Origin of the sequence: Psychrobacter sp. 4Dc, from assembly GCF_002836715.1 — a bacterium.
Classification (GTDB): domain Bacteria; phylum Pseudomonadota; class Gammaproteobacteria; order Pseudomonadales; family Moraxellaceae; genus Psychrobacter.
Genome location: NZ_PJAT01000123.1, coordinates 43577 through 56076, shown reverse-complemented (window position 1 = coordinate 56076; position 12500 = coordinate 43577). Strand labels below are relative to the sequence as shown.

The following is a 12500-nucleotide window of genomic DNA, read 5'->3' as shown; positions in this document are numbered from 1 at the left end:
TCTTTTTTTTAAAGCAGCTCTGATTGGTACAGTCTATTTTACTAGGGTGCTTTAATATATTATCTCTATATAGATGTATTAATGAATAAAAATATCAAATATGTATCATATAAATCATTATTTTCTTATATTAGTATTTTTAGTGATAATATTTATAAAAATAGATAGAAAACTCTGCTATTAAGGATGTCCTGATATGAGCCATACTTTAGATAATATTGATAAAGCCATTTTGAACTTGCTACAAGATGATGCGACATTACCGCTTAAAACTGTCGCAGAACGAGTGCATGTATCTATTGCAACGGCACAGCGGCGTATACAGGCGCTCATAGATAGTGACGTGATTACCAAACAAGTCGCCATCGTCAATCCTGACAAAGTGGGCTATGGCCTGACAGCCGTAGTGATGATAGAAATGGAGCGCTCTAATACCTCAATGCAGCATCGGTTTGAGCGCCTGATGGATGCACAATCGCGAATCATGAGCTGCTATGAAGTATCGGGCGATTTTGATTTTATGTTGATGGTCAATGCAAAGAATATGAGCGACTATCATCAGTTCACTCGCAGCTTACTGACTTACGAAAATAATGTGCGCAATTTCAAAAGCCAGTTTGTGATGAACTTTACTAAGAGTGGGACAAAAATTACCCTAGATTAATTATAATTAATACGTCTCAGCTGAAGTTGCCTATCATATGACAATGGATGATAAGTAGCTAAGTTACCTCTAAACTCTGTACGATATTCACCAGACATCCGAGAAGAAATAAAAACTCGATAGTTAATTTCGTAAGCCCATTTGTTAGACAAGGAAGCCTAATCATGACTGACCACACAAATGCTACTCAGAAGAATATGCAAGCGTCACTAAAACCGTTAAACCCATTAAATTTAAAAAAGATAATAGCAGGCGCTCTGTTTGCTACGGTACTAGCCAGCTCAGGCTGTGCGACTAGCTCATTGTTAGACAATAGCGGGCATGTCACTACGAACACAACGAAGCAGATACTGTCTGAAGATCAAATTGTTGCCTTTGGTCGTCCTGCGCAGGCGTTACCAAAAATGCCAAACGCGACGATGGTTATCGTAGGAGAAAAAAATAGCTACGTCCTTACCCAAGGTGGGACAGAGATGGTGAATTTACTGAGTAATCTCACGCAAGAAAACATTCAAGTGGATAACGACATGAGCTTTCATGTACCCAATAATGATGGGTACTTTCAAGGTGAGATGAAACTGTCTTATGCCAAATTAAAAGATGAGTTTGGGCGCTCAGACTATCAGTTCTTTTTGCAAAATAATGGTAAAGAGTGCACCTCAGCGAGCGATCAACGTATCAATGCTCAGCGCTTTTGTTTTAGCGTTCCTGTCAAAGGCGCTATCTATCCGCAAGTTAGTAACTTAGGATTAATTCAGTCAAACTATCGTGCATTGACCAGGCCCTATACGGTGAGCTTCTATACACAAACTCAGCAAGATGTCGTCACTCATAGCGGTCCAAATGGCGCACAAAAGCTAGTATTGCTACCCTTTGCCCTCGCCTTTGACGTGGTTACTTTCCCGCTTCAGTTATTAGATTAAATAGCTAACTATTAGACTACTCATCGTCTAGTATCAAGTTTCAAGGTACGCCATGAAGGCTACATTGTGAAAGCTATCTCATGAAAACTACGTTATATAAGGCACGCTATCGAAAGGTATTCCGTACCCGACCGTAACGTGCCTGCTTAATATCTTAGAATAACTTTTCGACCAATGTTTTCGGGTAATTTTGTTTTGCCTTCTCTGCCGCTCGAAACATCATCTCATCTGCTTCGACAGGGCCTGCAACATCGCATAAGCATACATAAGCCAGCTGCATCAAATTATTTAACAGGTGCTCATTATCAGGTACAGACGGGCGATTGCCTTCTAAAAATTGACTGATGTTAAAACTATGCCCTTTGAAGGTGCGCTCTTGCGAAACAGTTTGGTGCATGGTTAGAAATAGGTTGCGACTTTCTGTTTCTGATAACTGACTGCGCAGCGCCTCTACGACGGTATAAAATGCAAGAACCAATTCAGAGACAGGTACTGGCGCTTTGATTGCTTCATTATGACTATTATGGCGATTGTGACTATCAGATTCGACAGTCTGCTGACTGTCCGCTTGCAACGTAGCCCAAAAGCCTTTCCTAATATCAGACTTATAAGCTTGCAGCTCAGGATAGCGCCTTGTCGCATCCAAGACGCACTGTTGCATCATTTTCACAGAGACCGTTGAGTATCTCTGCCACTGTGATTTAAGCAGCCGCACCTCTTCAGGATGTAGATAATCGGCAAGTACTTCTGCCATCGCAGTCACAGCTTGGTCTACGGACTGAGTATCAATATTCATCAGCTCGCTCCTATAAATGCCGCTCGGTTAAACTCTTGGAATCAAACATCTGCTTCTGAAACTCAGGGTAACCAAGCTCTGCATGCTCGGTATAATCAAGGCCGCGCTGCTCATGTAAGCGGCTTGCTTTTAACCCAAAGCTTAGATCGATCAGCTTATACATCACTAGCCCCAATCCCAGTCCCCAGCCTAACGCTACACCGACGCCCAGCGCTTGTACGCCAAGCCGTGATAAGTTAAATAAATCTCCTGTATAGAATAATCCTGCAGCAATCGTACCCCACGCACCGCCAAAACCATGTACTGCCACTGCCGAGACCACATCGTCTACTTTGAATTTTAATAATGCTTGCGACGATAAGATATAAACCACGGAAGCAACCGCACCGATGATAATGGCAAATACAGGCGTAGTGGTAGCACAACCTGCGGTAATCGATACCAGACCAATCAAGCTGGCATTGACACTATCGCTCAGTAAAATAGCTTTGTTAAGCGATCGGGAGATCAGCATGTAACTCACCACCGCACTGACTGCAGCGACAAAAGTATTGACTGCGATTAAACCAATATTGCCGGTGATAGATAATGTCGACCCAGCGTTGAACCCGAACCAACCAAACCATAAGATAAATCCGCCAAGCGCCAGTAACGTCATGTTATGCCCTGCGATAAGTCTTGGCGTACCATCAGGTGCAAAGCGGCCTAATCTTGGGCCAATGACCAAGATACCTGCCAAGGCCAACCAGCCACCGATAGAATGCACGACAGTAGATCCAGCAAAATCAATAAAACCAAGCTCGGCTAGCCAGCCCGTACCGCCGAAGTAACCACCCCATACCCAACTGGCAAATACAGGGTAAATGAACAAACAAATCAAACATGCCGCCACTGCATAGCCGATAAAGGAAACTCGCTCTGCCATTGCACCACTAGCAATCGTCACCGCTGTCGCTGCAAACATCATCTGAAAAAATATCAATGCCCAGTCCATATTGGACAACTCAATTGGCATAAAATGATCCGTACCGACAAATCCGGAGTGATTGGTACCCATCATCAGCCCAAAACCAACCAAGTAGAACGCCAGACCGCCGATACACATATCGGTATAGTTTTTCATCATCACGTTTACCGCATTTTTCGCACGTACCGATCCGCTTTCAAGTAGAGCAAAACCTGCCTGCATAAAGAACACCAATACCCCGCCCCAGATAATCCAAGCGATGTTTTGATATTCGAGCAGCTGTGCCACGGTCAATGTGTCAGTCGCAGCAGCTTGGGCACTACTTATCATTGCAAACGATAATATACTTAGCATCAGCCTACTACTTAGTGATGATTTTAATAGTTTTGGTAATGTCTTTATCGTGTCCAGTCCAACAGATGATGTTCTCATTTTATCTCCAAACACTTATCTAGCCGTTCAAATTTTATCGGTGCACTATTTTTACTCATTAATGCACACAAATAAGCCCTAATAAGGGTGGAGCAAAACCTGTGCCAAAACCTATCATTAGAAATTGAAGTAAGTCTTAAATGTAAGAAAACAAATGACCAGTATCAGATAAATCAGTATTTTGACTATTACGTTTGCGAGGATGTAGCTAAAAATTGAACTAGAATAGAGAGTGGTTGTTAGAAATAAGTTTTATAGAGCTAATAATGCGACTGTTCTGCCTAGACTGTTTTTGCCATTATTTTTCTGTGCGGATAGCTTACTTTGCATGAGCAGTTTATCTCACGCTATCAATAACTTATCGGCAATCGCCCCTTATAGAATAGGTCGCATAGTGAAGGCGATTCATGTTAAAATGAGCGCTTTTAAATTCGCCTTTATTATCATTGGGTAATAAGGGCTGTATTTTTAGTGCCATTTTTCTAATTAACAGGTCCGCCCATGTCTGCCGATACCATCGCCCGCACTGCCTTTAAACAAGGCACCAAGCCACTTTATGATTATGACAAACACTGGGCGAGCTGCTACGAGCCGGCGCCTTATCTGCCGATGAGCCGCAAAGAGATGGACGATTTGGGCTGGGATGCTTGTGACGTCATCATCATCTCAGGTGATGCCTATGTCGATCATCCAAGCTTTGGTATGGCGATTATCGGTCGCTTGCTTGAGTCGCAAGGTTTCCGTGTTGGTATCATTGCTCAGCCAGATTGGAAGAGTAAAGACGCCTTTATGGAATTGGGCAAACCTGTTTATGCGTACGGCGTAACCGCGGGCAACATGGACAGCATGATCAACCGCTATACCGCCGATCGCAAAATCCGTAGCGATGATGCTTACTCTCCTGGCAACGTGGCAAACAAACGCCCTGACCGCGCGGCTATCGTCTATAGCCAGCGCTGCCGTGAAGCCTATCCTGATGTACCAATTATCTTGGGCGGTATTGAAGGTAGCTTGCGTCGTATCGCTCATTACGATTATTGGTCAGACAAAGTGCGCCGTAGTATATTGCTGGATGCGCGTGCTGATGTCTTACTGTATGGTAATGCTGAACGTGCGATCGTCGATGTGGTACATGGTCTGTCTAAAGGCTATAGCTTTGAGCAAATGAGCAAACTGCGGGGTACTGCTTACTTATTGACCCCGACTCGTCGTCACTGGCAAGAAGATATGACTGAGGTTGCGAGTAATGATGTCGATACCGTCGGCCGTGTCGATCCAATCATCAACCCTTATGTGATGACCGAAGACGTTGATAGCTGTTCAATTGAGCAGAGCAAACCATCGGACTCGCCTGTTGGCCAAGCCATGCCTTCATCTATGTCGTCACAATATCAGGGTTTTGTCGCTGAGCCAGTTGCCAATAAAGTCATCAACGCTGAACAAGTCGATGAAGAGACGCAAGTGGTGCAAATGCGCGGCTTTGATAAGCCAATGACCGCACGTAAGCATAAGCTAAAAATGCCACCACGTGAAAAAACCGTTATTCGTCTGCCTGACTACGAGCATGTCAAATCTGACCCTGTGCTTTATGCTCATGCAAGTCGTATCCTGCATTTAGAAACCAATCCAGGTAACGCCCGTGCGCTTGTACAGCGTCATAGTAGCGGTGCTGGTAACTCACATACCTCTATCGACGTTTGGCTTAATCCACCACCAGTGCCACTCTCAACTGAAGAGATGGATTATGTGTTTGACCTGCCGTATGCACGCCTGCCGCATCCAAGCTATGGCGATGCGCGCATCCCTGCTTATGACATGATTAAGTTTTCGGTCAATATCATGCGCGGCTGTTTTGGTGGTTGTACCTTCTGCTCGATCACTGAGCACGAAGGCCGTATTATCCAGAGCCGTTCAGAAGATTCAATCTTGCGCGAAGTAGAAGCGATTCGAGATACCGCACCGAACTTTACTGGTGTGATATCTGATCTTGGTGGCCCGACTGCCAACATGTATCGCCTCAGCTGTAAAGACGAGACAATTGAGAAGAACTGCCGTAAGCCATCTTGTGTCTATCCTGATGTCTGCGAAAACCTGATTACTGATCATAGTAATTTGACCAAGCTATATCGCAAAGCCCGTGATATCAAAGGCGTGAAAAAGATCCTGATTGCTTCAGGCTTACGTTATGACTTGGCAGTGAAAGATCCTGAATATGTGAAAGAATTGGTCAGTCATCACGTCGGTGGTTACCTCAAGATTGCGCCTGAGCACTCTGAAGAAGGCGTGCTATCGAAGATGATGAAGCCGGGCATGGGCAGTTATGATCAATTCAAAGCCATGTTTGAACAGTTCAGTCAGGAAGCTGGCAAAGAGCAATATCTGATTCCTTACTTCATCGCTGCCCATCCGGGTACCAAAGATGAAGATATGATGAACCTTGCGCTTTGGCTCAAAAGTAATGGCTATCGTGCTGACCAAGTACAGGCGTTTTATCCAAGCCCAATGGCGACCGCGACTACCATGTACCACACGCATAAAGACCCACTACATAAGGTCAGCCGTGATGAAGGTGACATGGATATCGTCAAGTCTGGCAAGCAGCGCAAACTGCATAAAGCATTCTTACGCTATCATGATCCAAAAAACTGGGTATTACTACGTAAAGCCTTACAAGACATGGGTCGTAGTGACTTAATTGGTAAAAACCGTGGTTGCTTGATTCCACCATTTAACGCCAGTTTAGAAGGGCGTGATGCCGCGCAAGATACTTACCAGTCAGCGCGCAAAAAGAATAGCCGTGTTGGCAATGACTCAGTGAAGCGCAGTAATGGCTCGTCAAACAGCAATGCGTCAGCTAAAGGCGCAGCAGGCAAAGGCATGGCGGGTAAGAAGAAAGTTAGCAAAGGCAATTTCCAAACGCAGCATACTGGTCTGCCACCGCGTAAAACCAAGTAGTATTCATAGCAAGTAATGTTCATAGTATAGAAATGCATGCTCAATCTAGAGCATTTTAAGTAAAACAAAAAACCGCCTATCAGCCACTCGTTGATAGGCGATTTTTTATGCGCTAATTTTATAGTCGCGCATCTCATAATTAATACGACTTACTTTTCAGCATGTCGCAGATTACAAGTTACATTAGACAGCGGTTGGGTAACGAAGCTAACAGGTAACGAACAATTTCTAACATTGAAATGGTTCGTTTTCGCTACTATAACCCTCATATGCTAAACGCATAATTAAGAACAAGTAAATGACACCAGTGAAAAACTTTGGAGAGCACTATGAAAATGACAACCAAAATTGCGACTACCCTACCAGTCCTTGCCATATTGAGCGCTTGTGCGACTACCGCACCAACTACCCCAGATGCAAATGATACGCCAGTTCCAGAAAAAGTAACCGCTGCCTATGATCGTATGGCACCAGCACCGTACACCTGTACCGATGACAGCAAAATCATGGCAAAGCAATCTATTAACAAAGAACAAGTGATGCTCAACGCTACCTTGCCAAAAGTAAAATGGGCAGAGCAGCCGATCGTCCTAAACGGTAAAATGAAAGGCGAAGTTGCAAGCTATGTAAACGACTCAAACCCAGAAGTCGTCTATGCATGGCACATGAAAGGTGACAAAGGTATCTTTGCGATGAAATGGGCTAATGGTAAAGAATACCAAGTAAATTGCCAAATCTAATCAGCTAAAGATACGCTCGTATCGTAATAGACAAATAGTCACAACAGAAAAAAGCAGTCATTATATAGTGGCTGCTTTTTTATGCGTGTTCGTTTGATACGTGTATAAAGACGGCTATAAGAAACAGTTCCAAGTAGACGGTTGTACAGTCAGTTCAATATAATTTTGATACAAGGAAACCGAGTGCAAGTTATACATTATTATGCTTAGCGAGGATGACGATGTAGCGGATTTATATAGACTTGACTATATAGTTGATTCAATTTAAAAGTAGCATAAGGCAGCCGAGCGCAGTTGTAACTGTGACACTGCAAGCGAGGTTAACGCTATCATTCTTTTGGAGAGAATTGGACTATATCAAAACTTACCATCTGATGCATTTCACTAGAGAAGCACCAAGAAAGCTGGCAAAATAGCAGGTAGAGCAAATCAATCATGACCAATAACCAAAAGGGTAACTCGATGGCAAAGCGTCTGATAAGTATGATGGTAATTGCAACGGCAAGCATGTGGGCGCTAACAGGCTGCGATAACGCTACCGATTCTGTCGATGCCACTGAGCAAACTGCGGAGACAGCAGCAGATCCAACTGCATCGGCAGCCGACACCATCGACTGGTCACTGGTAGACAGTGGTACAAAGCCTGCTGACCCTACCAACTATAAGTATCCATTTGCAATCGATAGTCAAAACGTCCGAGACTATGCAGATTACTTCAAAGTGGACGCTGCGACCGCTCAGCATAATCTGACGGTAAGCATGGCAAGCAACGAAGCACTATCGAAAGCCTTAGATCAACTCAGCGAAACCTATGTCTCACATGAGCTAACCGATGGCAATGAGATGACGCTTATCATTCATACCACGCCTGATGTCGCTGCCAGTCGCTATGATTATGTGCTGTCTGATGACTTTGCCAAAGGGCTGGTACTACCTATCGTGATTCAGCCAGATGGTAAGAAAGGTGATGTGAAAGCGCATGGTGAGATGGCGGAGTAATTTAATTTACAGGGTGCGCCCTACGCACCGACAAAACATTGAAATTCATACGGCAAATACCAATGTCACAATACATTCGTTCATACACGAAAGGTGCTACCTATTTTTTTACTTTGAAGTCATACAACCGAGACTAGTCAAAATAGTAGTACATTGACCATATTCAAGCTTTCATCGTTATGTAAGACAAGGTTCTTATGCAGAGGACTGGGGTAATGATTCAATTTTGACTTTTCAGAGTGTTTTTAGATAAATTACTCTAACTTATATATATCATTGACAATTCGATTAGTAGCTATCGAGATGCATTAAAGATATAGTAATTTACAATAGTATATTGTATAGTTAGCACTATAATATGTTGACAGCCTTGTCAACAGCTGAAAGTGTGTCAAATTATAATCATATAAGAAAAATATACGGTACTTATTAATGTATAAATTGTTAAATCTTGATGTGCAAGCCACCAACTCTATTCGTGCAAACTGGATAGAACAAGTCGAAAAAGGTGATGATAGTGGTCTCGAACTTACAGACTCTTTCTTTGATTACCTTATGAGCGGTAATTACTTTGGAGATCTGCTGCAAAGGTCTAATCAAATAACTTATCTTTCGGTAGTTGATCCAAATAATCAAGAAGTGGTTGCTATAACTGAAATTATATACGCTCGCCAAGGTGCTAAATCTATATGTAAAATTATGGACATATCTCATGCACCAAAAATAAGTAATTTAGAAGATGAAGCGTATATAAATAAAAGTTTCGATATATTGCTTTCTATTCTAGCGCATATGTTGGAGATCAATAAATCAACTAATCATGGCATTACTAAGATTTATGCGAGAGATGATGCCGCTCGAGATACAATTAAACAAATCCACACACATACAGACAAAAATGTTTTAGAAACAACAGGGTTTAAAATGAAAACATCAGGCTATCGTTGGCTTGAGTTTGAAAAAATTTAATCCTGTATATAAATTTGCTAAAGGAGCAAGGTTATGAAAAATCTTCAAGAAGTTAATGTAGATTCAAGGATGTTTGAAACTTTGGATAGTGCGCTACGCCAATCTTACGTTAATGCCTTAAATAGTAAAGTAGAAGAAGGTTTTGACCCACGACAGATTCTAGCTACTGATATTTCTAAGACAGACTTCTCTATCAGCGTTGCAGCTTAAAATACTACTAAATGTATTAAAGAAAACCTACCTAAAATGGTAGGTTTTTTTGTATCATATAGTGAACCATCATAGGATGGTTGGAGACTCAACATTCTGACAGAATACGACAATTAAAAGACAAACTTATACTCCTGAAATTAAAGAATGCGCCGTTCGCATGCTAATTAAAGCAGCGAGCGACTATCCATCCAACTGGTCAGCTATCCAAGCCATTGAAACTAAGACTGGCTGTACGCCTGAAGCTCTACGATCGTGGCGTGGCATAAACAATATATCGAACAAACCACTCCTGCATCAGTAGTGGTAGGATGCGCCCAAAAACTAACGCTTAAATATAAAAAAATTTCTTAAAGGTGCGCTGGGCGCACCCTACTCAAAAATGTTCAAAATGCTTATTCTTGCGCGAATGAGTAAAGCAACCGTAACTCTCTACTAAAGCAAAAGACGAAAATTGTACGCGAGGGACGAGCGCCGAGTAAACCATTAAAGAAAGACGGCTCATGACCCGCATATTTGCCCACTATTAAAGTAAGCGATGCTGAGGCCATGCTTTTAAATCTTTATCTTTTGCTCTTGCGCTAGGGACGAGCGTGTTATTAAAGTATGACCTAATCAGAAAATCCCCTTTAAGGGATTTTCACTTGCGAACCTAAAAATTGCAGTGCAATTTTTTAACGGTTCTCATCCCCAACCATCATCAAAAACTCTTCCTCAGCTACAATTTTGACGCCCAGTTTTTCCGCTTTGGTCAGTTTAGAGCCAGCCTTATCCCCTGCCAGTAACGCGGTGGTTTTTGCCGAAATACTGCCTGATACTTTTGCACCCAGCGCTTGTAGTTTGGCTTTGGCTTCATCACGTGCCATGCTATCGAGCGCGCCCGTGATGACCCACGTTTGCCCATCGAGTGGCAGCCCTTCTGAGGCGACCTGCTCGACCTTATCCCAATGTACGCCCGCTTCTAGTAATGAGTTGATCACCTCGATATTGTGCGGCGCACGGAAAAATTTATAGGTCAGCTCGGCAGTAATTTCTCCAACATCTGGCGTTTTTATCAATGTCTCGACACTGGCGGCCATCAGGCTATCTAAATCACTGAACTGCTGAGCAAAGTTCTGTGCTGTGCCTTCACCAACACCGCGGATGCCAAGTGCATAGATAAAGCGAGGCAACGTTGTATGCTTACTGGCTTCGATAGCGTTGATGATATTTTGTACCGATTTTTCGCCCAATTTTTCAAAGGTGACCATTTCATCTGCATGGTTATGCAATTGATAGATATCAGCGACCGTCTTGACCAGACCATGCTCAAAGAAGCTGATCAGCCAGCTCGCACCAAGCCCATCGATATCCATCGCGCGGCGCGAGACAAAGTGTATGAGCGCCTCGGTCTGCTGCGCGGGGCAAAACAATCCGCCGCTGCAACGTGCCAATGCTTCATCTTCCGGCAGGACGACAGGAGAGTCGCAAACAGGGCAAGTCGAAGGTAGCGTGACTGGCTCGCTATCGGCTGGGCGCTGATCGTGCCAGACACGAGTGACTTTTGGGATGACATCGCCTGCACGATGGACGCTGACCGTATCGCCTGCACGTACGTCCAAACGCTGAATCTCGCCAAAGTTATGCAAGGTGACATTGCTGACAGTGACGCCGCCGACTTTGACAGGTTCAAGCTTACCGACCGGTGTGATTTGACCCGTACGGCCGACTTGCCACTCGATATCGTTTAGACGCGTCATTACCGTTTCGGCAGGGAATTTATAAGCAGTTGCCCAGCGTGGCTCACGTGATAGGTAGCCTAACTGCTGCTGTAACGCAAGGCTGTTTACCTTAATCACCATGCCATCGATTTCAAATGGCAGATCGCTACGCCCTTCTATCACTGATTCATAATAGGTCTGCGCGGCGCGCGGGTTGGCGACCACTTCTACAGCGCTGACTGTAAATCCAAGCTCAGTGAGCCATGCCAAAGCCCCTGATTGTGTATCGATAGTATCTGGCAAACCCTGATTGACCGAATAGCCGTAGAATGCCAATGGACGACTAGCAGCAATGGCTGGATCTAACTGACGTAAGCTACCAGCAGCGGCATTGCGCGGATTGGCAAAGGTTTTGCCCTCGTTCTCTTCTGCCAGTCGATTAAGCCGCTCAAAGCCTGCCTTTGGCATCAATACTTCACCGCGCACTTCTAGCAACTCAATATTAGCAGCATCAGCTATCCATAGTGGCAAGTTACGAATGGTTTTGGCATTTTGGGTAATATCTTCACCGGTCTGTCCATCACCGCGCGTGACCGCTTGGACAAACTTACCATGCTCATATTTCAGTGAGACAGCTAGCCCATCGAGCTTTAGTTCCATCTCGTATTCAGGGTTTTGCTGCGAGTCGCTGAGACGATCATTGACGCGGCGCATAAAATCGCGCAAATCATCATATTCAAAGACATTGCCTAGCGATAGCATCGGAATATCATGCGTAACTTGGGTAAAAGCCGATAGCGGCATATCGCCGACTTGATTAATTGGGCTATCCGGCTGCACCAAATCTGGATATTCTTCTTCAATCTCAAGCAACGATCGACGTAATTGATCGTACTCGCTGTCTTCTAATATCGGATTATCGAGCACATAATAAGCATAGTTATGCGTCTTAATCGCTTCAATAAGCGCACGCATTTTTGAGACAATCTCTACACTATTATCCGTACTGCCATCGGTTGGACTGGGTATATTAGATGTCGCAGGTGCTTGGTTTCCTACTTGAGCAGATAGGTTTTTAGAATTATTTGATGAGGTAGAGTCAGTCATAGTCGGCGTCTTTTTTGCAATTCAAGATGTCGATATGA

At 43.8% G+C, this 12500-nt stretch carries 11 protein-coding genes; 8 read left to right on the top strand and 3 right to left on the bottom strand.

Features of this window, described 5'->3' with window-relative positions:
• Positions 1-196 precede the first annotated feature (196 nt).
• Complete coding sequence (locus CXF61_RS11715; protein WP_101204277.1) at positions 197-664, top strand: Lrp/AsnC family transcriptional regulator; 468 nt, start codon at positions 197-199, stop codon at positions 662-664.
• Positions 665-828: 164 nt separating this feature from the next.
• Entirely contained in the window at positions 829-1587 is a 759-nt protein-coding gene (locus CXF61_RS11710) for a YidX family protein (RefSeq protein WP_165598311.1), read from the top strand.
• A 154-nt stretch (positions 1588-1741) separates the two neighbouring features.
• Here the strand turns inward: CXF61_RS11710 and CXF61_RS11705 are convergent, their stop codons facing one another.
• The gene (locus CXF61_RS11705; protein ID WP_165598310.1) at positions 1742-2383 is read right to left on the bottom strand and encodes a hypothetical protein; all 642 of its coding nucleotides are present in this window, start codon (positions 2381-2383) and stop codon (positions 1742-1744) included.
• A gap of 10 nt (positions 2384-2393) precedes the next feature.
• A complete protein-coding gene (locus CXF61_RS11700) occupies positions 2394-3704 on the bottom strand; it encodes an ammonium transporter (RefSeq protein ID WP_165598323.1) in 1311 nt (436 codons plus the stop codon).
• A gap of 579 nt (positions 3705-4283) precedes the next feature.
• Here CXF61_RS11700 and CXF61_RS11695 point away from each other — a divergent pair.
• The 6 genes from CXF61_RS11695 (at position 4284) to CXF61_RS11670 (ending at position 9959) form a co-directional block, all read left to right on the top strand.
• Positions 4284-6737 carry a YgiQ family radical SAM protein gene (locus tag CXF61_RS11695; protein ID WP_165598309.1) on the top strand — a complete coding sequence of 818 codons (2454 nt, stop codon included), beginning with the start codon at positions 4284-4286 and terminating at the stop codon, positions 6735-6737.
• A gap of 329 nt (positions 6738-7066) precedes the next feature.
• A complete protein-coding gene (locus CXF61_RS11690) occupies positions 7067-7477 on the top strand; it encodes a hypothetical protein (RefSeq protein WP_165598308.1) in 411 nt (136 codons plus the stop codon).
• A gap of 435 nt (positions 7478-7912) precedes the next feature.
• Positions 7913-8476, top strand: a complete 564-nt coding sequence (locus tag CXF61_RS11685; RefSeq protein ID WP_227526676.1) for a hypothetical protein — start codon at positions 7913-7915, stop codon at positions 8474-8476.
• Between the two features lie 432 nt (positions 8477-8908).
• Positions 8909-9445, top strand: coding sequence for a hypothetical protein (locus CXF61_RS11680; RefSeq protein ID WP_165598307.1), 537 nt, complete (start codon positions 8909-8911; stop codon positions 9443-9445).
• A 33-nt stretch (positions 9446-9478) separates the two neighbouring features.
• Positions 9479-9655 (top strand): hypothetical protein, encoded by a 177-nt coding sequence (locus CXF61_RS11675; RefSeq protein WP_165598306.1) that lies wholly within the window; start codon positions 9479-9481, stop codon positions 9653-9655.
• A 160-nt stretch (positions 9656-9815) separates the two neighbouring features.
• Positions 9816-9959: a hypothetical protein gene (locus CXF61_RS11670; protein ID WP_165598305.1), complete on the top strand. Its 144-nt coding sequence runs from the start codon at positions 9816-9818 to the stop codon at positions 9957-9959.
• A 370-nt stretch (positions 9960-10329) separates the two neighbouring features.
• Here CXF61_RS11670 and ligA read toward each other — a convergent pair whose 3' ends face one another.
• Positions 10330-12330 (bottom strand): NAD-dependent DNA ligase LigA, encoded by a 2001-nt coding sequence (gene ligA, locus CXF61_RS11665; RefSeq protein ID WP_413775341.1) that lies wholly within the window; start codon positions 12328-12330, stop codon positions 10330-10332.
• Between the last annotated feature and the right edge of the window lie 170 nt (positions 12331-12500).